This is a genomic window from Streptomyces sp. NPDC058307, from assembly GCF_042880295.1.
Classification (GTDB): domain Bacteria; phylum Actinomycetota; class Actinomycetes; order Streptomycetales; family Streptomycetaceae; genus Streptomyces.
In genome coordinates, this window is sequence record NZ_JBHVYZ010000001.1 from 25,273 (window position 1) to 50,696 (window position 25,424).

General features: G+C 70.4%; 22 protein-coding genes and 2 pseudogenes. 14 read left to right on the forward strand and 10 right to left on the reverse strand.

The window, feature by feature from the left end; translation table 11 throughout:
• From ACFVYN_RS00105 to rhaI, 6 genes and pseudogenes are all read right to left on the reverse strand, one after another.
• Positions 1 to 413 (reverse strand): annotated as a pseudogene (locus ACFVYN_RS00105) (lactate utilization protein C); the annotation flags it as partial.
• Entirely contained in the window at positions 410 to 1,888 is a 1,479-nt protein-coding gene (locus ACFVYN_RS00110) for a LutB/LldF family L-lactate oxidation iron-sulfur protein (protein ID WP_389990360.1), read from the reverse strand. The gene ACFVYN_RS00110 and the pseudogene ACFVYN_RS00105, both read right to left, overlap by 4 nt.
• Positions 1,885 to 2,640: a (Fe-S)-binding protein gene (locus ACFVYN_RS00115; protein ID WP_389990362.1), complete on the reverse strand. Its 756-nt coding sequence runs from the start codon at positions 2,638 to 2,640 to the stop codon at positions 1,885 to 1,887. The genes ACFVYN_RS00110 and ACFVYN_RS00115 overlap by 4 nt, the downstream gene beginning before the upstream one ends.
• Positions 2,641 to 2,711: 71 nt before the next feature.
• On the reverse strand, positions 2,712 to 4,148 hold the full coding sequence (locus ACFVYN_RS00120) for a rhamnulokinase family protein (protein WP_389990364.1): 1,437 nt from the start codon (positions 4,146 to 4,148) through the stop codon (positions 2,712 to 2,714).
• The gene (locus ACFVYN_RS00125) at positions 4,145 to 6,184 is read right to left on the reverse strand and encodes a bifunctional aldolase/short-chain dehydrogenase (protein WP_389990366.1); all 2,040 of its coding nucleotides are present in this window, start codon (positions 6,182 to 6,184) and stop codon (positions 4,145 to 4,147) included. The genes ACFVYN_RS00120 and ACFVYN_RS00125 overlap by 4 nt, the downstream gene beginning before the upstream one ends.
• A 137-nt stretch (positions 6,185 to 6,321) precedes the next feature.
• Positions 6,322 to 7,482, reverse strand: coding sequence for an L-rhamnose isomerase (gene rhaI, locus ACFVYN_RS00130; protein ID WP_389990368.1), 1,161 nt, complete (start codon positions 7,480 to 7,482; stop codon positions 6,322 to 6,324).
• A gap of 274 nt (positions 7,483 to 7,756) precedes the next feature.
• Here rhaI and ACFVYN_RS00135 point away from each other — a divergent pair, with 274 nt between their 5' ends.
• The 11 genes from ACFVYN_RS00135 (at position 7,757) to ACFVYN_RS00185 (ending at position 19,545) form a co-directional block, all read left to right on the forward strand.
• Positions 7,757 to 9,274 (forward strand): sugar ABC transporter ATP-binding protein, encoded by a 1,518-nt coding sequence (locus ACFVYN_RS00135; RefSeq protein ID WP_389990370.1) that lies wholly within the window; start codon positions 7,757 to 7,759, stop codon positions 9,272 to 9,274.
• Positions 9,271 to 10,311 carry an ABC transporter permease gene (locus ACFVYN_RS00140; RefSeq protein ID WP_389990372.1) on the forward strand — a complete coding sequence of 347 codons (1,041 nt, stop codon included), beginning with the start codon at positions 9,271 to 9,273 and terminating at the stop codon, positions 10,309 to 10,311. The genes ACFVYN_RS00135 and ACFVYN_RS00140 overlap by 4 nt, the downstream gene beginning before the upstream one ends.
• The gene (locus ACFVYN_RS00145; RefSeq protein WP_389990374.1) at positions 10,304 to 11,332 is read left to right on the forward strand and encodes an ABC transporter permease; all 1,029 of its coding nucleotides are present in this window, start codon (positions 10,304 to 10,306) and stop codon (positions 11,330 to 11,332) included. The genes ACFVYN_RS00140 and ACFVYN_RS00145 overlap by 8 nt, the downstream gene beginning before the upstream one ends.
• Positions 11,333 to 11,388: 56 nt before the next feature.
• A complete protein-coding gene (rhaS, locus tag ACFVYN_RS00150; protein WP_389990376.1) occupies positions 11,389 to 12,468 on the forward strand; it encodes a rhamnose ABC transporter substrate-binding protein in 1,080 nt (359 codons plus the stop codon).
• Between the two features lie 32 nt (positions 12,469 to 12,500).
• The gene (locus tag ACFVYN_RS00155; RefSeq protein WP_389990378.1) at positions 12,501 to 12,821 is read left to right on the forward strand and encodes an L-rhamnose mutarotase; all 321 of its coding nucleotides are present in this window, start codon (positions 12,501 to 12,503) and stop codon (positions 12,819 to 12,821) included.
• A 42-nt stretch (positions 12,822 to 12,863) separates the two neighbouring features.
• Positions 12,864 to 14,288 carry a BNR repeat-containing protein gene (locus ACFVYN_RS00160; protein WP_389990380.1) on the forward strand — a complete coding sequence of 475 codons (1,425 nt, stop codon included), beginning with the start codon at positions 12,864 to 12,866 and terminating at the stop codon, positions 14,286 to 14,288.
• 79 nt (positions 14,289 to 14,367) lie between these two features.
• On the forward strand, positions 14,368 to 15,387 hold the full coding sequence (locus tag ACFVYN_RS00165) for a LacI family DNA-binding transcriptional regulator (protein ID WP_389990382.1): 1,020 nt from the start codon (positions 14,368 to 14,370) through the stop codon (positions 15,385 to 15,387).
• A gap of 103 nt (positions 15,388 to 15,490) precedes the next feature.
• Positions 15,491 to 16,792 carry an alpha/beta fold hydrolase gene (locus tag ACFVYN_RS00170; RefSeq protein WP_389990384.1) on the forward strand — a complete coding sequence of 434 codons (1,302 nt, stop codon included), beginning with the start codon at positions 15,491 to 15,493 and terminating at the stop codon, positions 16,790 to 16,792.
• Positions 16,793 to 16,898: 106 nt separating this feature from the next.
• Positions 16,899 to 17,507, forward strand: a complete 609-nt coding sequence (locus ACFVYN_RS00175) for an FxLYD domain-containing protein (RefSeq protein WP_389990386.1) — start codon at positions 16,899 to 16,901, stop codon at positions 17,505 to 17,507.
• Between the two features lie 334 nt (positions 17,508 to 17,841).
• Entirely contained in the window at positions 17,842 to 18,723 is an 882-nt protein-coding gene (locus ACFVYN_RS00180) for a carbon-nitrogen hydrolase family protein (RefSeq protein ID WP_389990388.1), read from the forward strand.
• Between the two features lie 90 nt (positions 18,724 to 18,813).
• Positions 18,814 to 19,545 (forward strand): dienelactone hydrolase family protein, encoded by a 732-nt coding sequence (locus ACFVYN_RS00185; RefSeq protein WP_389990390.1) that lies wholly within the window; start codon positions 18,814 to 18,816, stop codon positions 19,543 to 19,545.
• Between the two features lie 77 nt (positions 19,546 to 19,622).
• Here the strand turns inward: ACFVYN_RS00185 and ACFVYN_RS00190 are convergent, their stop codons facing one another.
• Positions 19,623 to 19,823 (reverse strand): DUF5999 family protein, encoded by a 201-nt coding sequence (locus ACFVYN_RS00190; RefSeq protein WP_389990392.1) that lies wholly within the window; start codon positions 19,821 to 19,823, stop codon positions 19,623 to 19,625.
• Between the two features lie 172 nt (positions 19,824 to 19,995).
• Between ACFVYN_RS00190 and ACFVYN_RS00195 the strand changes: the two genes are divergently transcribed.
• Entirely contained in the window at positions 19,996 to 20,799 is an 804-nt protein-coding gene (locus ACFVYN_RS00195) for a pentapeptide repeat-containing protein (protein WP_389990394.1), read from the forward strand.
• On the opposite strand, the gene ACFVYN_RS00200 is transcribed toward ACFVYN_RS00195, so the two are convergent.
• Positions 20,767 to 22,284, reverse strand: coding sequence for a cytochrome P450 (locus ACFVYN_RS00200; protein WP_389990396.1), 1,518 nt, complete (start codon positions 22,282 to 22,284; stop codon positions 20,767 to 20,769). The two genes, ACFVYN_RS00195 and ACFVYN_RS00200, sit on opposite strands and share 33 nt — an antisense overlap.
• Before the next feature lie 107 nt (positions 22,285 to 22,391).
• On the opposite strand from ACFVYN_RS00200, the gene ACFVYN_RS00205 reads away from it, so the two are divergent.
• On the forward strand, positions 22,392 to 23,000 hold the full coding sequence (locus tag ACFVYN_RS00205) for a TetR/AcrR family transcriptional regulator (RefSeq protein WP_389990398.1): 609 nt from the start codon (positions 22,392 to 22,394) through the stop codon (positions 22,998 to 23,000).
• A gap of 78 nt (positions 23,001 to 23,078) precedes the next feature.
• Positions 23,079 to 23,804 (forward strand): DUF2470 domain-containing protein, encoded by a 726-nt coding sequence (locus ACFVYN_RS00210; protein ID WP_389990400.1) that lies wholly within the window; start codon positions 23,079 to 23,081, stop codon positions 23,802 to 23,804.
• Here the strand turns inward: ACFVYN_RS00210 and ACFVYN_RS00215 are convergent.
• Together ACFVYN_RS00215 and ACFVYN_RS00220 are read right to left on the reverse strand one after the other, a co-directional pair.
• Positions 23,772 to 24,992 carry a lactonase family protein gene (locus ACFVYN_RS00215; protein ID WP_389990402.1) on the reverse strand — a complete coding sequence of 407 codons (1,221 nt, stop codon included), beginning with the start codon at positions 24,990 to 24,992 and terminating at the stop codon, positions 23,772 to 23,774. The genes ACFVYN_RS00210 and ACFVYN_RS00215 overlap by 33 nt on opposite strands.
• A gap of 91 nt (positions 24,993 to 25,083) precedes the next feature.
• Positions 25,084 to 25,424, reverse strand: a pseudogene (locus tag ACFVYN_RS00220) (hypothetical protein); the annotation flags it as partial.

Below are 25,424 nucleotides of genomic sequence, written 5' to 3' on the forward strand. Positions count from 1 at the left end.
TGGTCCGGGCCGCCGTCCAGGACGATGGTGCCGGTCTCGGCGACGGCCACCGCGCACGCCGTGACCACACTGTCGATCCGGTCCAGCTCGTCCGGGGTACTGTCGACCCGGTCCGGGATCTGTTCGGTGTCCGCGTCCGCCAGCCAGGACCGCTCCAGTCCGGGCGGCACGAGGACCGTCTTCGATCCCCGGGCCGCCAGCATCCCGGCCAGCGTCGCCGGCAGGTCGGCCGCCGTGCAGCGGTGCACTATGGCCCGGTAGTCGGCCAGGTTCTCGGCCAGCAGCTCCACGGTCTCCTCGACGCTCCGGTCGCCGTGTTCCCGCAGATAGGCCCGCTCGATCGGGGCATCCTCGGCCGGGGCATCGGCCAGCGCGCGCCGCACCCGGCCCAGGATCCGTTCCCTGCTGCTCACTTGCCGTCCTCCTTGCCGCCGCCTGTGCGCTGCCACCAGTCGCGGAACGGTTCCGCGGGCACGGGCGGCAGGTCCCTGGTGCCGCTCCACGCCTTGCCGGGGCCCGGCAGTGTGCGTGGATGGACACGCCGGGTCCGCGAGGCCGCCCGCTGGCCGGTGCGCAGGACACCGGGATGGGAGAACGCCCAGCGGGCCGCCCGCATCGCCGCCCGCTCGGCCGCGTGCCCCTTGGCGGGCTTGAGCACCACCTTGTTGCCCTCGCGGACCACCGGCCCGCCCTGCACGACCCGTTCCCGCAGATGCACCAGCACCTCGGGGATGTCGATGGCGACCGGGCAGACCTCGTAGCAGGCCCCGCAGAGACTCGACGCGTACGGCAGTGAGGCGTCGATCTCGCTTGCCGTACCCCGGAGCTGGGGGCTGAGAATCGCGCCGATCGGGCCCGGGTAGACCGAGCCGTAGGCGTGTCCGCCGGCCCGCTCGTACACCGGGCAGACGTTCAGGCACGCCGAGCAGCGGATGCAGCGCAGGGCCTGGCGGCCGACCTCGTCGGCGAGGGTGTCGGAGCGGCCGTTGTCGAGCAGTACGAGATGGAAGGTCTGCGGGCCGTCCTCGTCGGTGGTGCCGGTCCATGTGGAGGTGTACGGGTTCATGCGCTCGGCGGTCGAGGAGCGCGGCAGCGTCTGGAGGAAGACCTCCAGGTCCTGCCAGCTCGGCACGATCTTCTCGATGCCGACGACCGAGATCAGTGTCTCGGGCAGGGTCAGACACATCCGTCCGTTGCCCTCGGACTCCACGACCACCAGGGTGCCGGTGTCGGCGACCATGAAGTTGGCGCCGGAGACGCCGACCTTGGCGCGCAGGAACTTCTCCCGCAGGTGCAGCCGTGCCGCCTCGGCCAGTTCGGCGGGCGTGTCGGTGAGGCCCTCGGGGGCCGGGCGGCCCCACTCGCTCATCTCGCGCGTGAAGATGTCCCGGATCTCACCCCGGTTGCGGTGGATGGCCGGGACGAGGATGTGCGAGGGCCGGTCCTTGCCCAACTGCACGATCAGCTCGGCGAGATCGGTCTCGTAGGCCCGGATGCCCTCGGCCTCCAGCGCCTCGTTGAGCCCGATCTCCTGCGTGGCCATCGACTTGACCTTGACGACCTCCGACTCGCCGGTCATCTTGACGAGCTTGGTCACGATCTCGTTGGCCTCGTCGGCGTCAGCGGCCCAGTGGACGGTGCCGCCCACCGCCGTGACCGACTCCTCCAACTGCACGAGGTAGCGGTCGAGATGGCGCAGTGTGTGGTCCTTGATCTGCTTGCCCGCCTCGCGCAGCTCCGCCCAGTCGGAGACCTCGGCGACGGCCTTCTCCCGCTTGGCGCGGATGGTGTGCGTGGCGTGGCGCAGATTGCCGCGCAGCGTCTTGTTGTTGACGGCTTCGTGCGCGGCCTCGGGGAAGGCCGGCATCCCTACGAACGTCCCGCTCATACGGCCGGTTCCTCCTCCGTGCTCGCCAGGATCTCCGCGATGTGCACCGGCCGCATGGCCGACTCCAGCCGGCCCATCGTGCCGCCGATGTGCATGAGGCACGAGTTGTCGGCCGCGCACAGCACCTCCGCGCCCGTCGACTCGGCGTTGCGCACCTTGTCCGTGCCCATCGCCGCCGAGACATCGGCGTTCTTCAGCGCGAAGGTGCCGCCGAAGCCGCAGCACTCGTCGGCGCCCGGAAGCTCCTTCAGCTCCAGGCCCTTGACCGCCTGGAGCAGCCGCCGGGGCCGGTCACCGAGCCCGAGGCTCCGCAGTCCGTGACAGGTCGGGTGGTACGTCACCGTGTGCGGGTAGTACGCCCCGACGTCCGTCACCCCCAGCACGTCCACCAGGAACTCCGTGAGCTCGTACGTCTTCGGCACCACGGGCGCCAGCGTGGCCGCGAGGCTCTCCCCGCGCCCCTCGGCCCGGGCCCGCTCACCCATCCGCGGATACAGCTCCCGCACCATCGCCCCGCAGGAGCCGGACGGCGTCACGATCGCCTCGTAGTCCCGGAAGACATCGGAGAAATGCCGGGCCAGCGGTTCCGCCTCATGCCGGTAGCCGGTGTTGTAGTGCGCCTGCCCGCAGCAGGTCTGGGACATCGGGAAGTCGACGTCCACGCCCAGCCTGGTCAGCAGTTTCACCACAGCGCGCCCGGTGTCCGGATAGAGCGTGTCGTTGACACAGGTCAGGAACAGAGCGACACGCATCGCGGCTCCTTGTGGTCGGTCATCGGATGAGTGAAGCGTAGTCCGGGCGCGAGCCCCGGGCGAGACCCGGGTCAGGCCCCGGCGAGCCGATCCTGCGCCGCGCGCCAGCGAGCGGTGTCGCCCCGCGGCTCGTACCGCGTGAGCGGCTGCGTACGGGTGAGCAGCTCGCGCCCGCCCGCGAGGTCGCCCACCAGGCCGTGGGCCCGCGCCTGGACCAGGACGTTCCCGAGCGCGGCCGCCTCGGTCGGCCCCGCCACCACCGGCAGCCCGCAGGCGTCGGCGGTCAGCTGGCACAGCAGGGCGTTGCGCGTCCCGCCCCCGACGACGTACACGACGTCCACGGGATGGTCGGCCAGCCGCTGCGCCTCCTCGACCGCCTTGCGGTGGGCCAGGGCCAGCGAGTCGAGAATGCAGCGCGTGATCTCCGCGGGCGACTCGGGCACAGGCTGTCCCGAGGCGCGGCACGCGCCGGCGATCCGCTCCGGCATCCGGCCCGGCGCGAGGAACCTCGCGTCCCCCGCGTCCACCACCGCCCGCAGCGCCGGCACCTTGGCCGCCTCCAGCAGCAGCTCGCCCAGATCCGGGTCGCCCCAGGCCCGTACGCACTCCTGGAGCAGCCACAGCCCCATGATGTTCCGCAGATACCGGACCGTGCCGTCCAGCCCCAGCTCATTGGTGAAGTTGACGGCCCGGCTCTCCTCCGTCAGCACCGGCGCGTCGAGCTCCAGGCCCGCCAGGGACCAGGTGCCGGTGCAGATGTAGGCGAACCGCTCACCGGACGCGGGCACGGCGGCCACCGCGGAGGCGGTGTCGTGCGACCCGACGGCCGTCACCGGCACGGGTCCGCGCAGCCCCGTCTCCTCCAGCACCTCGGGCCGCAGCTGGCCCGCCGGATCGCCCGGCTGCCGCAGCGGCGCGAACAGGTCCAGGTCGATCCCGACCCGCTCGGCGATGTCGTACGACCACGCGCGCGTCCGGGGATCGATCAGCTGGGTGGTCGAGGCGTTGGTCAGCTCGGTGCCCTGCTCGCCGGTCAGCCAGTAGGTGAGCAGGTCGGGAATCAGCAACAGCCGTTGCGCGCCGGTGAGTCGGTCGGCGACGAGCTGATACAGGGTGTTGAAGGGGGCGTACTGCAAGCCGGTCGCCGCGTAGAGCTCGGGTGCGGGCACGGTCGCCCACACCTTCTGCGCGACCCCCTCGGTACGGGAGTCCCGGTAGTGCACCGGGTTGCCGAGCAGGGCCCCGTCGGCGTCCAGCAGTCCGTAGTCCACGGCCCAGCTGTCGATGCCGACGGAGTCGACCTGACCGGCCGCCTTGAGCCCGTCCAGGACACCGCCGTAGAGCGAGAGGATGTCCCAGCGCAGGCCCTCCGGGACCCTGACCGGCCGGTTCGCGAACCGGTGTGCCTCCGACAGCTCCAGGCTGTCGGGGCCGACGCGGCCGACCATGACACGTCCGCTGGACGCGCCGAGGTCGACCGCGGCGTACGACTTCACGCTCGCGCTCATCGCAGGAAGGCGGCCGCGACGCCGGCGTCGACGGGGACGTGCAGACCGGTGGTGTGGGTCAACTCCCCACCGGTCAGGGCGAACACGGCGTTGGCCACGTGCTCGGGGAGCACCTCGCGCTTGAGGATGGTCCGCTGGGCGTAGAACTCGCCGAGCTTCTCCTCCTCGACGCCGTACACGGCCGCCCGCTTGGCGCCCCACCCACCGGCGAAGATGCCGGAGCCACGCACCACACCGTCGGGGTTGACGCCGTTGACGCGGATTCCGTGCTCACCCAGCTCGGCCGCCAGCAGCCGCACCTGGTGGGCCTGGTCGGCCTTGGTGGCGGAGTACGCGATGTTGTTGGGGCCGGCGAACACGGCGTTCTTGGAGGCGATGTAGACGATGTCGCCGCCCAGCTTCTGCGCGATCATCACCCGGGCCGCCTCCCGCGACACCAGGAACGAACCGCGCGCCATGATGTCGTGCTGGAGGTCCCAGTCCTTGGCGGAGGTCTCCAGGAGCGGCTTGGAGATGGAGATGCCGGCGTTGTTGACCACGAGGTCCACACCGCCGAAGGCCAGCACCGCGGCCCGGAACGACTCGGCGATCTGCTCCTCGGAGGTGACGTCGACGGTCACGGCGACGGCCTTGTCGGGCCCGCCGAGCTCCTCGGCGACCGCCGAGGCGTTCTCCGCGTTGAGGTCCGCGACGACGACACACGCGCCCTCGGCGACCAGGCGCTGCGCGATGGCCTTGCCGATCCCGCTGCCCGCGCCCGTCACCAGAGCGACCCGCGTGGCGAGCGGCTTGGGCTTCGGCATCCGCTGAAGCTTCGCCTCCTCCAGCGCCCAGTACTCGATGCGGAACTTCTCGGACTCCTCGATCGGGGCGTAGGAGGAGACGGCCTCGGCGCCCCGCATCACGTTGATCGCGTTGACGTAGAACTCACCGGCGACCCGGGCGGTCTGCTTGTCCTTGCCGAAGGAGAACATGCCGACACCCGGGATCAGCACGATCGCCGGGTCGGCACCGCGCATGGCGGGGGAGTCGGGCAGGGCGTGCCGCTGGTAGTAGGCGGCGTATTCATCCCGGTACTCGGCGTGCAGTTCCCCGAGTCGCGCGACGGCCTCCTCCAGAGGGGCCGTCGGCGGCAGGTCCAGGACGAGCGGCCGTACCTTGGTCCGCAGGAAGTGGTCGGGGCAGGAAGTGCCGAGCGCGGCGAGCCGGGGGTGCTCGGCCCGGGCCAGGAATTCGAGCACCGGCTCCGCGTCGTTGAAGTGCCCGACCTGCGGCTTGTCCTGGGAGGCGAGGGCACGGACGTGCGGGGCGAGAGCGGCGGCCCGTGCGCGCCGCTCCAAGGGCTCCAGGGCCGCGTAGCCGTCGATCACCGGACCGAACGGCTCCGGCTTCCCCCGCTCGGCGAGAAACGCCTCCGCCGTGCGGATGATGTGCAGCGAGTTCCGCTCGCACTCCTCGGAGGTGTCGCCCCAGGCGGTGATCCCGTGCCCACCGAGCACGACCCCGATCGCCTGCGGGTTGGCGGCCTTGATGGCGGCGATGTCCAGCCCCAGCTGGAACCCGGGCCGCCGCCACGGCACCCAGGCGACGGTGTCCCCGAAACACTCGGCGGTCAGCTTCTCCCCGTCGGCGGCGCAGGCGAGCGCGATACCGGAGTCGGGGTGCAGGTGATCGACATGTGCGGCCTCGACGAGCCCGTGCATGGCGGTGTCGATGGAGGGAGCCGCCCCGCCCTTGCCGTGCAGGCAGTAGTCGAACGCGGCGACCATCTCGTCCTCGCGCTCGACCCCGGGGTACACGTCGACGAGCGCCCGCATCCGGTCCAGCCGCAACACGGCCAGCCCCGCCTCGGTCAGCGTCCCGAGGTCACCCCCGGACCCTTTGACCCACATCAGCTCGACATCACCACCGGTGACGGGGTCGGTGTCGGTGCCCTTGGCGGAGGCGTTGCCGCCGGCGTAGTTGGTGTTACGGGGATCGGAGCCAAGCCGACGGGACCGGGCGAGGAGAGCGGCGGCTTCGGGGTGGGTAGCCATGAACTTTCAGTCCTTCTTGAGAGAGGGGAGTGTTCCTACCTAGGGGCGCGGGGCTGCATCAATGTGCGGCTCCGCCGCGTGGGCGCGACCAGCCACAACCGGCCCGCAGCCCGCGTACGACAGAACCCGGCAGACGCTTACGCGCCCCAACCTGCCTGCTCCCCACCAACGCGTTCGGCGATGATCTTCTCGGCCCACCCGGACCGCCGGTACGCAGCCATGGGATTGGCGTCTAGCCCCATCTCCTCCCGCACCTCGGCAAGCAGCGGCCGCACATCGGTGTTGTACGCATCCATCAGCACGGCGTTCGCCTCAAGAACGTCACCCTCGCGCTGAGCCACCGCAAGCGCGTCCCGGTCGACCAGCAGCGCCTTCGCCGTCGCTTCCTGCACGTTCATCACCGACCGGATGATCGCCGGGATCTTCGCCTCGATGTTGTGGCACTGGTCGAGCATGAAGGCGACGTCGGGCGTGAACCCGCCGCCCCGGATGACCTCGTACATGATCCGGAACAGCTGGAACGGATCGGCCGCCCCCACCATGAGGTCGTCGTCGGCGTAGAACCGTGAGTTGAAGTCGAACGCGCCGAGCTTCCCCTCCCGCAGCAGCGTGGCGACGATGAACTCGATGTTGGTGCCGGGCGCGTGGTGCCCGGTGTCGACGACGACCTGCGCCTTGGGGCCGAGCTTCAGGCAGTGCGCGTACGCGGTGCCCCAGTCCGGCACATCCGTCGAGTAGAACGCCGGCTCGAAGAACTTGTACTCAAGGAGCATGCGCTGCCCGTCACCCAGACGGTCGTACACCTCGGAGAGACCTTCGGCGAGCCGGTCCTGTCGGACCCGCAGATCGTCCTGACCGGGATAGTTCGTACCGTCCGCGAACCAGAGCTTCAGGTCCTGGGAGCCGGTCGCGTCCATGATGTCGACGCACTCCAGCAGATGATCGAGAGCCTTCCGGCGCACGGAGGCGTCCGGATGGCAGATGCTGCCCAGCTTGTAGTCGTCGTCCTGGAAGGTGTTGGAGTTGATGGCGCCCAGCTTCACGCCCCGCTCCTCGGCGAACTTCGCCAGCGCGGCGTAGTCCTCGACCTTGTCCCACGGGATGTGCAGGGCGACGGTCGGGGCCACCCCGGTGAACGCGTGCACCTGCCCCGCGTCCTCCAGCTTCTCCTGCGGAGTACGCGGTACGCCCTGCTGGGCGAAGACCTTGAAGCGGGTTCCGGAGTTCCCGTACGCCCACGACGGCGTCTCGACGGCCTGGGTCTTGAGAGCGGCCTTCACCGCGGCGAGCTCGGTCACTTGAGGGCTCCTGTGACGTCGGGTCCGAAGGGCTTGCGAACAGCTTCACTGTGAAACGATTCAAGACGCGAAAGTATGGCGGCCTCGCAAGGGTGTCAACCCCTGCGACCAAGGCTGTTGCCCGTGACCCCGCTGTGACCTGAGTTCATCGAAACATTTTCGACACGAACCCATTGACGTGACATGCGCGGCATGTCTAACGTCCCGGCAACCAAGTTGAAACCTTTCACGACGTCGAGAGGGCCGTCCCGCCGGCGTCGTCGAGGAGCCCCCAATGACCCACCCGTCCACCACGGGTCCGGCCCCGGTTCTCGCGCTCAGGGACATTTCGAAGTCCTTCGGCGCGGTTCGCGCCCTGCGGGACGTCTCCCTGGAGCTGTTTCCCGGGGAGGTACACGCCCTCGCCGGCGAGAACGGCGCGGGCAAGTCGACCCTCATCAAGACCCTCGCGGGAGTGCACCGGCCGGACACCGGCCTGGTACTGCTCGACGGTCAGCCGGTCGTCTTCCACGGCCCCGGCGACGCCCGCGACGCCGGAATCGCCGTGATCTACCAGGAGCCCACGCTCTTCCCCGACCTGTCGATCGCCGAGAACATCTTCATGGGCCGCCAGCCCCGGCGTGCCCTCGGACGGATCGACCACAAGGCCACGCACGCCGCGACCCTGGCCCTGATGCAGCGCCTCGGGGTCGAGCTCGACCCCGACCGCCCGGCGCGCGGTCTCTCCATCGCCGACCAGCAGATCGTCGAGATCGCCAAGGCGCTGTCCTTCGAGGCCCGTGTCCTGATCATGGACGAGCCCACCGCGGCCCTGACGGGCAGCGAGGTGGCGCGTCTCTTCGGCGTCGTCAAGGCGCTCCGTGAGCAGGGCGCCGCGGTGCTGTTCATCTCGCACCGCCTGGAGGAGATCTTCCAGATCTGCCAGACGGTCACCACCCTGCGCGACGGCGCCTGGATCGCCAGCGAGCCCATCGAGGGCATGACCGAGGACGACCTCGTCCGCCGTATGGTCGGCCGCGACCTCGACGAGCTGTACCCCAAACAGGACGTAGGCCCCGGCGAGGTCGCGCTCACGGTTAGCCGGCTGACCCGGGAGGGCGTCTTCACCGACGTCTCCTTCGAGGTCAGGCAGGGCGAGATCGTCGGCCTCGCGGGACTCGTCGGAGCGGGCCGTACCGAAGTCGCCCGAGCCGTGTTCGGCATCGACCGCTGGGACGCCGGCGAGGTCTCCGTGGACGGAAAGGCGCTGGTCAACGGCGCTCCCTCCACCGCGATGGCCGCCGGACTCGCCCTGGTCCCCGAGGACCGGCGTGCCCAGGGCCTCGTGATGGACATGTCCATCGAGCGCAACATCGGCCTCACCGGACTCCGTACGACCGTCAAGGCGGGCCTCATGGACCGCGGCGCCGAACGCAGCCGTTCACTCGACTGGGCCGTGAAGCTCCAGGTGAAGTACGCCCGGATCGCCGACACCGTCAACACGCTGTCGGGCGGCAACCAGCAGAAGGTCGTCCTCGCCAAGTGGCTGGCCACCGGCCCCAAGGTGCTCATCGTCGACGAGCCGACCCGCGGCATCGACGTCGGCACCAAGGCCGAGGTGCACCGGCTGCTCAGCGAGCTGGCCGCCGACGGTGTGGCCATCCTGATGATCTCCTCCGACCTGCCCGAGATCCTCGGCATGGCCGACCGCGTGCTCGTGATGCACGAGGGACGCCTCACCGCCGAGATCCCGCGCTCCGACGCCACCGAGGAAACCGTGATGGCCGCAGCCACCGGGAGGGCCGCCGCATGACGGTCACCACCCCCCAGCAGGCCCCGCCCGCAGAGGTGCCGAAGGCCGGTGCCACCCGGCTCGTCGACCGCGTCTTCAAGATGCGCGAGCTCGCCATCCTGGCCGTGTTCCTGGTGATGATCGTCGTCACCCAGATCGGGAACAGCGACTTCCTCACCGAGCAGGGCATCAAGGACCTGCTGCTGAACGCCACGATCCTGGTGCTGGTCGCCACCGGCCAGTCGCTGGTCGTCATCACGAGGAACGTCGACCTCTCGGTCGGCTCCACCCTCGGGATCAGCGCCTTCGCCGCCGGCACCTACCTCCAGGGCGGCGGGAACCCCGTCGTGGCGATCGGGCTCGCGGTCCTGCTCGGCATCGGCTTCGGCCTGCTCAACGGCCTCCTCGTCAGCCTCGGCCAGGTGCCCGCGCTCGTGGTCACCCTCGGCACGCTCTACATCATCCGGGGTATCGACTCCATCTGGGTCGGCTCCCGCCAGATCACGGCGGCCGACCTCCCGGACAGCTTCGTGAACTTCGGCTCCGGCGGCATCTCGGCGGTGCCCTGGCTGGCCCTGATCGCACTCGCGGTACTCGTCGCCACCGCCTACTACCTCAGGCACTTCGGCAGCGGACGCGAGCTGTACGCGCTCGGTTCCAACCCCGAGGCCGCACGGCTCGCCGGCATCCCGGTGCGCAAGCGGATCCTGGCCGCGTACACCTTCTGCGGCGGTCTCGCCGGTCTCGCCGGGGCGATGTACCTGGCCCGGTTCGGCAACGTCGACTCCGGGACCGGCACCGGCTACGAACTGACCGTCGTCAGCGCGGTAGTGGTGGGCGGTGTCGTCTTCACCGGCGGCTCCGGCAGCGTCTACGGCGCGGCCCTCGGTGCCCTCCTGCTGACCTCGATCAACAGCGTGCTGCCCGCCCTCGGCGTCAGCTCGGTCTGGGTGCTCGCCATCAACGGCATCCTGCTCATCCTCGCCATCGCGGTCGACCGGATCGTCGCGCTGCGCGTGGCCTCCGCCCTGAAGAAGAGGAACGCCCGCCATGCCTGACTCCCTGACGCGTGCGAGCCGCTGGTCCGCCTCGTTGAGGTGGGATGCAGTCGTCGGCGCCCTCCTGATCGTGGTCCTGCTGCTGTCCTTCGGTACGGTCGACGGCTTCGGCAACGCCCTCAATCTGTCCTTCCTCATCGGCAACACCCTGCCGATCGCGCTGATCGCCCTGCCGATGACCATGCTCGTGGTCTCCGGCGAGATCGACCTCTCCGTCGCCTCCACCGCAGGGCTGTCCGGCGCGGTGATGGGCGCCCTGTGGAACCAGGGCTTGACGATCGAGGTGATCATCCCGATCTGCCTCGTCCTCGGTGTGGTGTGCGGGCTGGTCAACGGCCTGCTCGTCACCCGGCTCGGCCTGCCCTCCCTCGCCGTCACCATCGGCACCCTCGCCGCCTACCGGGGCATCGCGCAGATCGTGCTCGGCTCCGACGCGGTGACCGACTTCCCCACCCAGTACCTGGACTTCGCGGCGGGCCGGGTCGGCGACACGTTCATCCCGCAGGCCTTCCTGCCCTTCCTCGTCCTGCTCGCGATCGCCGTGGTCGTCCTGCACGCCACGCCGTTCGGACGGTCGGTGTTCGCGACCGGCGCGAGCGAGGAGGCGGCACGGTTCGCCGGCATCCGGGTCAAGCGCCAGAAGCTGATCCTGTTCACGGTGACGGGCCTGATGGCCTCGCTCACCGGCATCTTCTGGGCCCTGCACTACGCCAGCGCCCGCTACGACAACGCCACGGGACTCGAACTCTCCGTCGTGGCGGCCGTGTTGCTGGGCGGCATCGACTTCGACGGCGGCAAGGGCACGCTCGGCGGCGCGATCGCGGGAGTCTTCCTGCTCGGCGCCCTGCAGAACGTGATGAGCCTCCAGGACGTCTCCGCCCAGTCCCAGATCGTCGTCACCGGCGTTCTCCTCGTCCTCTCCGTGCTCGGCCCCCGGGTCGCACGGCAGATCTCGGTTGCGAGGGCCGGCCGCCGAGCCGCCTCGACACCGGCGTCCAAGGCGCCCACCCCGGCCGCATAGGTCCGGAAGCCCCAAGGAAACCTCGTATCCGCTCACCCTCGTAAGGAAGATCCGTCATGCGTAAGTCATCCCTCCGCCGTTCCTGCGCGGCCCTCGCCGCCGGCACCTCCCTCGCCCTCGCGCTGACCGCGTGCGGCGGCACCACCAAGAAGGACGTGCAGGACGAGGGCGCCTCGGCGGCCTCCACCGCCAAGGCGGACCCGAACGCGGCCACCAAGAAGGGCCTGACCGTCGGCTTCCTGCCCAAGCAGGTCAACAACCCCTACTTCACCTCCGCCGACAAGGGCGGCGAGACGGCCCTGACGGAACTGGGCTCGAAGTACAAGGAGGTCGGCCCGTCCAGCGCCACCGACACCGCCGGGCAGGTCTCCTACGTCAACACGCTCACCCAGCAGCAGGTGAACGCGATGGCCGTGTCCGCCCAGGACCCGGGCGCCCTGTGCACCGCCCTCAAGCAGGCCATGAAGAACGACATCAAGGTCGTCACCTACGACTCCGACACCAAGGCCGACTGCCGCAACGCCTTCGTCTCGCAGGCCTCCGCCGAGGACCTGGGCCGCACCGAGGTCCAGCTGCTCGCCGAACAGATCGGCTACAAGGGCGAGATCGCGATCCTGTCCGCCGCGCAGACGGCGACGAACCAGAACACCTGGATCGACTTCATGAAGGACGAGCTGAAGGGCGACAAGTACAAGAACATCAAGCTCGTCAAGGTCGCCTACGGCAATGACGACGCCCAGCAGTCCTTCCAGCAGACCCAGGGCCTGCTCCAGGAGTACCCGAACCTGAAGGGGATCATCTCCCCGACCACCGTCGGCATCAAGGCCGCCGCCCAGTACCTCTCCGGCTCCAAGTACAAGGGCAAGGTCAAGCTGACCGGCCTCGGCACCCCCAACGACATGCGCAAGTACGTCAAGAACGGCACCGTCGAGGGCTTCGAGCTGTGGGACCCGTCCAAGCTCGGCGCGCTGGCCGCCCAGACCGCCGTCGCCCTGGTCTCCGGCCAGATCACCGGCAAGGAGGGCGAGACCTTCAAGGCCGGCGGCACCACGTACACCATCGGCAAGGACGGCGTGATCAACCTCGGCAAGCCGACCGTGTTCACCGCCAAGAACATCGACCAGTTCAACTTCTAGTCCCCTCTGTCCCTGTCGGGAGCTGGTACTTCATGCAGCGCGTCTGTTTCCTCCTCAAGGTCCGCCAGGACAAGCTCGCCGAGTACCGCGAACGACACGCCGCCGTGTGGCCGGAGATGCTCGACGCACTCTCGGCCACCGGCTGGCACAACTACTCGCTCTTCCTGCGCGACGACGGCCTGCTCGTCGGCTATCTGGAGACCAAGGACTTCGAGGCCGCCAAGGCCGGTATGGAAGCCACCGAGGTCAACGCCCGCTGGCAGGCCGAGATGGGCGAGTTCTTCGAGTCCCTCGACGGAGCCCGCCCCGACGAGGCGATGAAACCGCTCACCGAGGTGTTCCACCTCGCCTGACCCCTCCCCGTAAGGCCCCATCAGGACCGCAGGAGCCGCACCATGAAAAGACGCACGCTGCTCGCAGGTGCCATCGTGTCCGCCATGTCCACCACCGCGCTCACCGGCGGCACCGCCCGCGCCGCCGACCCCGGCCCCTCCGTCACCCGGACCGGCACCACCACGCTCGACAGCCAGGCCCTCTTCTTCGTCTCCTACGACGGCCTCGTCAACAACAACTCGTTCCAGAAGAACGGCCTGCTGACCTACAAGGGCTACCAGTACGCCGTCTGGTACACCGCCGACAAGAACGCCGTCGTCGGCCGCCGCGTCCTCGGTGGGAGCACCTGGTCCACCGTCCAGGTCGGACACACCCTGAAGACCAGCGACTCCCACAACGTCATCTCCATGGGCGTCTCCAAGGTGGACGGCCGCCTCCACCTCAACATGGACTCCCACAGCGACGGCTACACCTACGTGAAGTCGGTCGCGGGCCTCCTGGACAACCCGTCCGGACTGAGCTGGACCGCCGCCCGGTTCGGCGCCCCCCAGTCCACCCTGGACGGCGTGGCCCTCACGACACAGTTCACCTACCCACAATTCGTCTCGACCCCCGACGGCAAGCTCCAGCTCAGCTACCGGCGCGGGATATCCGGCAACGGCCGCAACGCCCTCGCGGAGTACGACGGTTCGGCCTGGACCGACCTCGGCGAGTGGTCCGCCTCCACCGGCACCTACACCAGCGAGCACGGCTCCTCGACGGCCCGCAACATGTACCTGCACGGCATCGACTACGACAAGAACGGCCGGCTGCACTCCTTCTTCACCTGGCGCGAGCAGAACGGCGCCGTGATGTGCTCCAGCGGCGGCATCACCAACCACGACACCGGTTACGTCTACTCCGACGACCGTGGCCGCACCTGGCGCAACAACGCCGGCACCGTCGTCGGCACCACCGGCGGTTCCGACAAGGTCGCCGTCACCGACAGCGGCCTGGTCATCGACGCGCTGAACCCGGACCACTCCCTGATGAACCAGGAGAGCCAGTTCACCGACTCCTCGGGCCTGCCGCACGCGATCATCTCGTACGTCCCCGGCCGGTTCGGCCAGTGCACCACCAACTACGTCTCCGACCGCACCGCCAACGGCCGAGCCTTCCACGTCCGCAAGAACTCCTCGGGCACCTGGCAGAAGACCGAGATCCCGGTCGTGCTCGGCTCCAGCCAGCGCACCAAGCTGGTCCTCGACAAGTACGACAACGCCTACGCGGTCTTCCCCTTCGGCCGGATCGCCGCCGCCTCCAAGGCGTCCGGCTACACCGACTGGAAGATCCTCTTCGACGGCAGCGGCCTCAACGCCTTCGGCGAGGTCGTGATCGACGAGCTGCGGATCGCACAGGACAACGTGCTGTCGTTCATGTACCAGGAGAAGTCGAGCGGCACGACCCCCTCGGCGCTCCACGTCGTCGACTTCGCACTGCCTGCCTGATCGTGACCGGTGTGGGGGCGACTCGACGATAATGTGAAGGTCGTCCTGTCGCCCCCCGTCTTTTGGAGGTCTCTGCCCGATGGCCCAGTCGGTGGGTATCAAGGACGTCGCCCGCGCCGCCGGAGTCTCCGTCGGCACGGTCTCGAACGTCATCAACCGTCCGGACTCCGTCGCCACCGAGACCCGGGCGCGCGTCCTGTCCGCGATAGACCGGCTCGGCTATGTCCGCAGCGAGTCCGCGCGTCAGCTGCGCGCGGGCCGCAGCCGGATCATGGGCCTGCTCGTGCTGGACATGGGCAACCCCTTCTTCGTCGACGTCGCGCGCGGCGCCGAGCGGGCCGCCCGCGAGGACGGCCTCGGCGTGATGGTCTGCAACAGCGCCCAGAGCGCGAGCGAGGAGGCGGAGTACCTGTCCCTCTTCGCCGAGCAGCGCGTCCGGGGTGTCCTGCTCACCCCGACCGACGCCTCCGGCCGCAACATCGACTCCTTCCGCCGCCACGGCATCCCCTTCGTCCTCGTCGACCGGGTCGCCGAGGGCACCACCGAGTGCTCGGTCTCCGTCGACGACGTGGCCGGCGGCGCCCTGGCCGTGCGCCATCTCGTGGACGCGGGGCACCGCTCCATCGCCTACGTCAGCGGCCCGCCCGGCCTCAACCAGGTCCGCGACCGGCGCACCGGCGCCCTCAACGCGCTGGCCGAGGCGGGCCTGGGCCCCGACAACCTGCGCGAGCTGCCCACCGAACGGCTCGACGTGGCCGCGGGCCGGGACGCCGGCGCCCGCCTTCTCGGCCTCGCCGACCGCCCGACCGCCGTCTTCTGCGCCAACGACCTGCTCGCCCTCGGCGTCCTGCAGGCCATGTACGCGGCGGGGGTCACAGTCCCCGACGACCTCGCCATCGTCGGCTACGACGACATCGAGTTCGCCGCCGCCGCGGCCGTCCCCCTCACCTCGGTCCGCCAGCCCGCCGTCACCATGGGCGCCCTGGCCGCCGAACTGCTCCTGGAGGAGTCGGAGACCAACGGCAAGCGCCACGAGCACCGTCGCGTGGTGCTGCAGCCCGAACTGGTGGTGCGGCGCTCCAGCCTGACGGCCCGCTGACCCGGGAGTCAGTAAGATTTCATGATCGAAGGGGTCGGACGGCGGACGAACCTGTGCTGAACTGGGACGCGCCCTGAAGAATCCGTCCGTCCCGGGAGCCCTGTTGACCGCGACCTACCGCCAGCCCGGCCTCGTCCTCACCGACCGCCGCTTCACCGTCCCCCTCGACCACGCCGACCCGGCCGGGGAGACGATCGAGCTCTACGCCCGCGAGGCCGTGGCGAGCGACAGGGCGGGCCAGAACCTGCCGTGGCTCGTCTACCTCCAGGGCGGCCCGGGCTTCGGGGCGAACCGCTTCGTCGGCAAGGGAGCCTGGTTCGGCCGGGCCCTGAGGGAGTACCGCGTCCTCCTGCTCGACCAGCGCGGCACCGGCCACTCCACCCCCGCCAACCGTCAGACGCTCCCGCTGCGCGGCGGCCCCGCCGAACAGGCCGACTACCTGGCCCGCTTCCGCGCCGACTCCATCGTCCGCGACTGCGAGGCGATCCGCGCCCAGGTGACCGGCGGCGCCCCCTGGACCGTCCTCGGCCAGAGCTTCGGCGGCTTCTGCGCGACGACCTATCTGTCCCTCGCCCCCGAGGGTCTCGCCGCCGCCGTCATCACCGGCGGTCTGCCCTCCCTCGACGCCCACGCCGACGACGTCTACCGGGCCGCCTACCCGCGTGTGGAGCGCAAGGTCGCCGCGCACTACGCCCGCTATCCGATGGACGTCGAGCGGGCCCGCCGTATCGCCGACCACCTCCTGACCCACGACGTGACCCTGCCGAACGGCTACCGGCTGACCGTCGAGGCCTTCCAGTCGCTCGGCATCCTTCTCGGCGGCAGCGAGGGCAGCCACCGCCTGCACTACCTCCTGGAGCACGCCTTCGTCCGCACCCCGCGGGGACCCGAGCTCTCCGACGCCTTCCAGGAAGAGATCCAGAGCCACCTGTCGTACGCGTCCCACCCGCTGTACGCCCTCGTCCACGAGGCCACCTACGGCCAGGACGCGCGGCCCACCGCCTGGTCGGCCGAACGGGTGCGCGCCGAGTTCCCGCAGTTCGACGCGGCCAAGTCCCTCGCCGGCGACGAGCCGCTGCTGTTCACCGGTGAGTCCGTCCATCCCTGGCTGTTCGACTGCGACCCGGCCCTGCGGCCGCTGCGCGAGACGGCCGAGCTCCTCGCCGCCCGCACCGACTGGCAGCCCCTGTACGACCCGGCCCGGCTCGCCGCCAACGAGGTTCCGGTGGCCGCCGCCGTCTACCACGACGACATGTACGTCGACACCGCCCACTCCCTGGACACCGCCCGCGCGATCCGCGGTCTGCGCACCTGGGTGACGGACGAGTTCGAGCACGACGGCGTCCGCGCGGGCGGCCCCCGCGTCCTGGACCGGCTGCTCGCCCTCGCCCGCGACGAGGCCTGACGGCCTGGGCGGCCCATGGGAGGGCGACGACATGCCTCGCTCCGAATTCCGGCATAGGGTTCATTTCGATCAAGCGCCGACGCCGGAGTCGAGAGGACGTCAGTCGATGAGCACACCGTCACCCCACGGACGGTCCCGGATCGCCGCCCTCGCCGTGGCCCTGGCCGCCGCGAGCACGCTCACGCTGACGGCGTGCGACGACGACTCCGGGGGCTCGTCGTCCTCCGCGACGCCGACGCCGACCGCCCCGGACACGGCCTCCTTCTCCGGCAACGCGGCCTCCGCACTCGAGTCCGTCAAGGCCTCGGTGCGGGCCAGGGCCTCCGAACGGGCCGCGTCCGCCTCGGCGGCCGCCTCCTCCTTCGAGGCCTCCGTCTCCGCCGAGACGGAACGCGCCAACAAGGCCGCGCGGACCGAACTGGCCAAGGTCGACGGACAGGGCAACGCCACGTCCGAGGTCACCATGACCGGCAAGCCGCGCTCCGGGACCGGCGGCCTGCTCGCCGTCGTCGTCACCATCACCAACAAGACCGACAAGGCGGCCTCGTACGCCGTCCAGGTCGACTTCCTCGACTCGTCGGGCAAGGTCGTGGAGACCCGGTACGTCGGCGCCGAGGACCTGAAGCCGGGGGAGAAGGCCCAGCCGGTCGCCGTCAGCCGCAAGCCCGCCGAGCCGGTCCTGACGCCCAAGCTGGCGAAGGCCCAACGCTACTGACCCGCGCCGATGTTGACGGATTTCGCGAGCGGCGGCATGATGACCGACTGCGTGGCCTACGCCGAACCTCCCGCGACCGTCCCCAGCACGGTCTCCTGCCGGAGGCAAAGGGACCAGCGTCTCAGGTCGTTGTCGCAGCCCGATCGCCTCGGGCGAGGTTGCTGGGGAGCCGTCGCTCAGGGCGTGGAAGGCCGCGATGACAGCCCGTAGGAACTTCAAGCGCCAGGTGCGTGCCCGCGCCGCCAAGACCGGTGAGTCCTACACATCCGCCCTGCGGCACTTCCTTCCGACTCCCTCAGGAGACGTCATGTCGGAAGCAAGGAATCCCAAGAGCGTGCGGCTCGCCGTGGCGCAGACCCTCGTACGCGAAGACCCCCGAGACGTCGATGCGCTGCGCGAAAGCGGGCGTGAGGTCCGTGCTCTGATGCGTGAGGCCAGTGCTAAGGGAGCGAGGATCGTGCACTTTCCGGAAGGCGCGATCTGCTTTCCCGGCAAGTTCGTCATGTCCGTCGACGGCCCGGACACGCTCGGCCCGGCGGACTGGGACCGGTGCCAGTGGCCCGTACTCCGGTCGGAGTTGGCCGCGATCGCCGAGCTGGCCCGCGAGTTGCGGCTGTGGACGGTGATCGCATCGGTGCATCGCCTGACCGCGTCGAACCGCCCGCACAACAGCCTCTACGTCATCTCCGATCGCGGCGCCGTCGTCACGCGCTACGACGAGCGTCTCCTGTCGAAGACGAAGGTCTCGTACATGTACTCTCCGGGCGTCTCACCAGTGACCTTCGAGGTCGACGGTGTGCGCTTCGGCTGCCTGCTGGGCATGGAGATCCACTACCCGGAGTTGTTCGCGGAATACGAGAAGCTGGAGGTCGACTGCGTGCTGCTCTCCACGAGCGGCACGCCGGGCAACACCACCGCCCAAGCCCAGGTCCAAGGCCACGCCGCGTTCAACAGCTACTGGGTCAGCGTGTCGGGGTCGGCACTGGACAGCGTCACCGCACCGACCGGAGTCGTCGCTCCCAACGGCGACTGGCTTGCGCGGTGCCCCGCGGACGGTTCGCCATCGGTAGCCGTCGTGAACCTCGACGACAGCTCCGAGGCCGCCGTCGGTGCGGTGACCTACGCGCGCCCCTGGCGTCGTGAGTCGCGCTCGGGCCTCTACACAGAGCACCAGGTGAGCGACCCACGCAGCGAAGACCGGACAGCGGCCTTCTAGTGCCGCGTCAGGCAAAGAGGAGTCGAGACCGGTCAACGCTGTGACAGATTGGGGCGCCTGCAGAAGATTCGCCGAAAGGCTCGAAGCACCATGCGCTTCATCTCCAAGACGTCGTTGGGCGGTGTGACCGAACAGCTCTTCACCCTCGACGAGATCCCGGGCGTGCTGTGGACGCCGGAAGACGCCCACGGCACTCGCCCCCTCATCCTGATGGGACACGGTGGCGGGCAACACAAGAAGGCCCCCGGCATCCTGGCCCGCGCGCATCGTTTCGCCGCCGAAGGCGGGTTCGCGGTCGCCGCGATCGACGTGCCCAACCATGGCGAGCGGCCGACGGACGAGGAGTTCGACCGGATCGCGGCCGAGTACCGGGCGCGCATGGCCGCCGGAGAGGATACGGAGGCGCTGGACGTTGCCATGTACACGCTCATGGTCGGGCAGTCCGTCTCGGATTGGCAGGCGGTCCTGACCGCAGTCCAGCGACTCGACCACATCGCCGGCGGACCGGTGGGCTATTGGGGCGTGTCGCTGGGCTGCGCGTTGGGTATGCCGTTCGTCGCCGCGGAACCTCGAGTCCGCGCCGCGGTGCTGGGCCTGCAAGCGGCGTCCCTACTGGCCGGGACCGCCGCGCAGATCACCGTGCCGGTGCAGTTTCTGGTCCAGTGGGACGACGAGCGGATGCCCCGTGCCCAAAGCTTGGCGCTGTTCGATGCCATCGGTTCCGCCGAGAAGACACTGCACGCCAACCCCGGCAAGCACGGAGATCTGCCGCGGTTCGAGACGGACGACTCGCTGCGGTTCTTCGCCCGGCATCTGGGCTGATACGTCCGTGGTCCTCACCGGCGGGCCGGGATCGTCGACGTGCCCGAGGTCAGGGTCCGCCCCGCCGGTGTGGGGACTCAGGCGGCCACGGCCGGCACCCCGGGCGTGCGGTGGGGGCTCACGACCCGTCCGTCCGGCAGGAGCTCACCGGTGTCGTCGAAGACGATGGTGCCGTTGCACAGCAGGCTCCAGCCCTGTTCGGGATGGGCCGAGACGATTACCGCGGTGTGGTGGTCGGGACTGTCGACGGTGGGGCACGGGGGCTGGTGGCTGCACACGACGTCTCCTCGATGCGTTCGGCTCCTGCCTCGGTCGGCCGGTCTCTCTGTGGTAGCCGAGCTTGTTTTCCGTTGGATGAGGAGACCCCCACATCGCCGGAATCCCATCGGTGAGTTCCTGTCAGGCGGGCCGTTCGCCGGGGCCGTTAGGCTGGCGGTGATGCAAGAACACATGACCGACCTCAGGGGCGACTGCGCGCGGTGCTTCGGCCTGTGCTGTGTCGCCCTGCCCTTCGCCGCCTCCGCGGACTTCGCCCGCGACAAGCCGGCCGGCACCCCCTGTCCCAACCTGCGGGACGACCACCGGTGCGGTATCCACGCGAGGCTGCGGGACGAGGGCTTCACCGGATGCACGGTCTACGACTGCTTCGGCGCCGGGCAGAAGGTCTCGCAGGTCACCTTCGGCGGCCGGGACTGGCGCAAGGGCCCGCGTGAGGACGCCCGCCGGATGTTCGACGTCTTCCCGGTCGTACGCCAGCTCCACGAACTGCTCTGGTATCTCACCGAGGCGCTCACCCTGCCCGCCGCCCGCCCGGTCCACGCGGACCTGCGCCGCATGCTGGAGCGGACCGAGGCACTGACCCGGGGGACAGCCGAGGAACTCGCCGCACTGGACGTCCCCGCGCACCGGCAGGAGGTCAACGTCCTCCTGCTGCGGACCAGCGACCTCGTACGGGCCGGGATCGGCGGCAAGAAGAAGAACCGCCGGGGCGCCGACCTGATGGGCGCCCGCCTCAAGGGCGCCGATCTGCGCGGGGCCAGTCTCCGCGGCGCCTACCTCATAGCGGCCGACCTCACCGGCGCCGACCTGCGCGGCGCGGATCTGATCGGCGCCGACCTGCGCGACGCCGACCTGACGGACGCGGACCTGACCGGCGCGTTCTTCCTCACCCAGCCCCAGCTCAACGCGGCCCGCGGCAGCGCCGGCACCAGGCTGCCGGAGTCAGTCACCCGCCCTGGGCACTGGACAGCGTGACTCCGAGGCGGCCGGAGCCTCGTCGGAATCCGCCGCGTGCACGGCCGTAGCGCCACTGCCCGTCCGCCGTTCCAGGTGCAGCCGCAGCCCCTCCGGCATCAGCGTCAGCCGCTCGGTCACGGTGAGCCGGTAGCCGGGGTCGGCCCGCAGCTCGTAGCGGCGCAGCAGCAGACCGAGCACGAGCGTGGCCTCGTGGAGCGCGAACTGGCGCCCGATGCAGGCCCGCGCCCCGGTGCCGAACGGCTTGAAGACATGCGGGGGACGCGACCGTACGGCCTTGGGGTCGAAGCGGTCCGGGTCGAACCGCTCGGCGTCGGCGCCCCACACCTCGGGATCGCGCTGCAGCATCGGCGTGAGCACCAGCGTCCACGCGCCGCGGCGCATCGGGTGCTGCCCGGCCAGCACGGTGTCCTGGACGGCCTCCCGGGCGAACGCGGGCGCCGTCGGCCACAACCGCAGCGACTCGTCCAGCACCCGGCGCACATACCGAAGCTTCGCCACCTGGTCGTACCCCGGCACATCGGTGGAGCCCCAGACACGGTCCACCTCCGCACGCGCGCGTGCCGCGACCTCGGGGTGGCGGGAGAGGTAGTGCAGGGCGAAGGAGAGCGCGCCCGACGTGGTCTCGTGGCCGGCCACCAGGAAGGTGATGACCTGCCGGCGGACGTTCTCCGGCGACAGCCGCTCACCGGTCTCCGGGTGGGCCGTCTCCAGCATCCGGTCCAGCAGGTCACCGTCCCCGCCCGCCGCGCGCCGGGCCCGGACCAGGTCGTCGACCATGCGGTTGAGGTAGGCGATGTCGTCCGCGTTCGCCCGCGCGGCACGCCGTAGCAGAGCGGGGAACGGGACGGAGTTGAGGCGCTGCGCGTAGGTCAGGGTGCCCACCATCGCCGTCACGAAGGGATGCGGCCGCTCCCGCTCGAAGGAGCCGAAGTCGTGCCCGAACCCGGTGCGCGCGATGGTCTCCAGGGTCAGCTTGGTCATGTCCCCGGGCACGTCCACCGACCGGCCCGCCGCCTGCTCACGGTCCCAGTGGTCCGTCAGCCGTCCGGCCACGGCCAGCATCATCGGGTGGTAGGCCTCCATCGCCTCCCGGCTGAAGCCCGGTGCCAGCACGTCGTGCGCCAGCTGCCAGTTCGGCTCGTGGTTGTACGCGGTGAACAGCCCGTCGCCGGCGACCGGCCGCAGATTGGCCACCCCGAGGCCCACGTGCTTGGCGAACCGCGACTCGTCCGCCAGGTCCGCGACCAGCTCGGCGCCCCAGACGAACACGAACTCCCGGTTGAACGCCTTGCGCCGGTAGATCGGCCCCAACCGGCGGGCGAAGCGCAGCGAATCCTGGAGCGGGGTGGCCCGGTTGACGCCCAGCACGTCACCGAGCAGGGGGAGCCGACGCGGCGGACGCGGAATGCGGTGCAGCTCGGGCCAGCCCAGCTCGGCACTGCGAAATCCCGTCGGCCGGGTGGCCGTCGTCGTCTCCGCCATGACGAGATCTCCTTCGATCCAGCGGCAGTTGAGCGCGTTGTACGTGGGTTCAATAACGCGCCTCAGTCTGGTCCCGTTGTTGAACCGACGTCAAGTAAAGTGCGGGCATGGCCGGGAAGCAGGGCGAGCGCACGCGCCGCAGGCTCAGCACCGAGGAGCGCCGGGAGCAGCTCCTGTCGGTGGGGGCGAGGCTGTTCTCGGAGAGCCCGTACGACGACGTGTGGATCGAGCAGGTCGCCGAGATCGCCGGTGTCTCGCGCGGTCTGCTCTACCACTACTTCCCGACGAAGCGGGACTTCTTCGCCGCGGTCGTCGAGCGCGAGAGCGAGCGCATGCTGGCCATGACCGCGGCCGTACCCGGCATCCCGGTGCGCGAGCAGCTGACGGCGGGGCTTGACACGTATCTGGAGTACGTCCACGCCCACGCGCACGGCTTCCGCGCCTTCCATCGCGCCGACGCCGCCGGTGACCAGGCCGTGCGCCGGGTCTATCACCGGGCGCTGGCCGCACAGGAACGGCAGATCCTCGCCGCGCTGGCGGCGGATCCGGAGTTCGGTGAGCCGGCGAAGGAGCGCCCCGATCTTCAGCTGGCCGTCCGCGGTTGGCTGGCCTTCACCACGGCCGTCTGTCTGGAGTGGCTGCGCGGCGCGGAACTCTCACGGGAGCAGGTGCGCGATCTGTGCGCACGGGCACTGCTCGGCGTGCTCAAGCCCTGACCCTTCCGTTGCCCTTTCGGGTTGGCTTCGTCTCCGATCTTCGCTAGGTTAGGCAAGCCTTACCTAAGGAGGAAGTGGATGGGTGACAGCCAGACGTGGACGGCCGAGCCGTCCGCGGCGGAACACGCCCGGTCGGTGCTCGCCGCCTCGTGGTCCTGCGCGGTGACCGCCGAGGGCGGCCGTGAGGAGTTCGTCGGCGCGCACGCCGTCGCCGAGGACGGGCGGGTGACGCTGGACGTGCCCGAGGACAGCACCCTGGTCGCGGCCGCGATCTGCGCGCCCCGCGGCGAGCCGTCCGCCGTCCTGGAGTTCGCCGACGTGGCACCCGTCCCACTGCGCAGCCGTATCCGCGCCCGGCTGTGGATCGCCGGCTGGTTCGTCCCCGGGGACGGCCGGCTGGAGCTCAAGCCCACGCGCGTGGTGCTGCGCCGCCCCTCCGGTGCTGTGGTCGTCGACCTCGACGAGTTCGCCGCCGCCGCGCCCGACCCGCTCGCCACGGCCGAGGCCCGGCTGCTCACGCACCTCGCCGACTGCCACCCGGACGCCGTCGAACGGCTCACCCGGCTCGTCGAGCCCGACAGTCTGCACGGCGCGGTCCGTGTCCAGCCCCTCGCCGTCGACCGGCACGGACTGACCCTGCGCATCGAGCGCGCCCGAGCCCACGGCGACGTACGCCTGTCCTTCCACGCGCCCGCCGACGACGTGGCGCAGCTGACGGAGCGCATGCACGCCCTGCTGTCCCGGGCGAGCGCCGCGTCCTGCCCGCGCGCCCTACAGCGGCAGCGCACAGACGGCGACAGGTGAGGCGAACGGCTTGCCTGCCAGGCGCAGCGCACCGCTAGCCGTGTCCACGCGGAAGACGCTGACGGTTCCGGACCTCTGATTCGCCGCGAACAGCAGCCTGCCGTCCGGGGAGAAGGCGATCTGGCGCGGGAAGTCACCGTCCACCGGCACAGTGTCCAGCAGCCTCAGCCGGGCGCCGCCCGCCTCCACCGCGTACCGGGTGAGGCTGTTGTGGCCCCGGTTGGCGAGATAGGCGTACGAGCCGTTCGCCGTGACCAGGAACTGCGCCGGGTAGTTCGTGCCCGAGCCCGTCCCCGTGGACTGCGGTGCCCCGACGGAGAGACGGCCGCTCCCGGGGTCGTAGGCGCAGACCGCCACCGTGTTGTCGACCTCGTTGGCCAGATAGGCGTACCGGCCCCCGGGATGGAAGGTGAGGTGGCGCGGTCCGGCACCGGCTCGGGTGTGGGCCCGCGAGACCTCGGTCAGGGCACCGGTCCGTTCGTTCAGTCGGTAGCTGTAGACGGTGTCGGTGCCCAGGTCGACGGCGAGCACATGGGTCCCGCCGGGACCAGTGAGGAACTGGTGGGCGTGCGGTCCCTCCTGGCCGGGCCCCGGTGCCGGACTGGAGTGCGTGACCAGGTCCCTGAGTTCGCCGAGGGCTCCCGAGGAGTCGATCGGATGCACGGCCACACTGCCGAAGCCGTAGTTCGCGCTGAGCAGCCAGCGCCCGCCAGGATGCACCGACAGATGACACGGCCCCGCCCCGCCGGTGCTCCGGCTCCCCAGGATCTTGCGGTCGGACAGGCGTACGGCGGTCACGGCACCGGCGTCCTGCTCGGCGACCGCGTACAGCGTGCGGCCGTCGGGGTGCCGCGCGAGATACGACGGGTTGGTGACACCGGTGATCGTGCCGGTGCCGGTGATACGCCCGCTTCCGGCGTCGTACGTGGCCACGCCGATGCCCTCGCCGCCGCCCTCGGCGGAGGTGTAGGTGCCGAGATAGAGGGGCCGGGGACCGGTCGGAGCCGCGGAGGGCGGAGTCTTCGTCCTCGGACTCGGTGAGGCGGTCCCGGCAGGCCGGGAAGTCTCCGAGGGCGCCGCTGCCGACGAGGGTCCGGATGACGCCGAGCAGCCGACGAGGCCCGAGCCCGCTCCCGCGAGAGCGCCGACGAACCGGCGCCTGCTCCAGCCGCCGTTCGCACTGCCCATCCCTGCGCACCCCGGGTAATAGATCGTCTCGGCCTGGACAGCCACCTTCACCCGGATCGCCCGGCCGGTGCAACCCGAGCCCGGCCGCCCCCTACCAGTCGCCGTCCTCGACCGGCTTGCCCGGCGCGTCCCCCAGCGACGTGACCTGGTGCGACGAGGGCTGCTGCCAGGGATCGTGATCGTCCCCGAGCCACTCGCCGACCGGTTTCACGCCCTCCAGCGTGTCCGTCGGGGCGAGGTCCTCCGCGTCCTGGTCGTAGTAGTCGTACCAGGGCAGCCCCGCGCGGGTGTACGCCGCGCGGTCCACGGGCGACGGCGGGGGAGCCTCGCCGGTGATGCGGCGCCACTCGGGAGGCGTCACCAGGTGCACGAAGACCCGCCCGGCCGGTGTGTCCGCCCAGTCCGACAGGGGGCGGTCGTCCCGGTAGACCT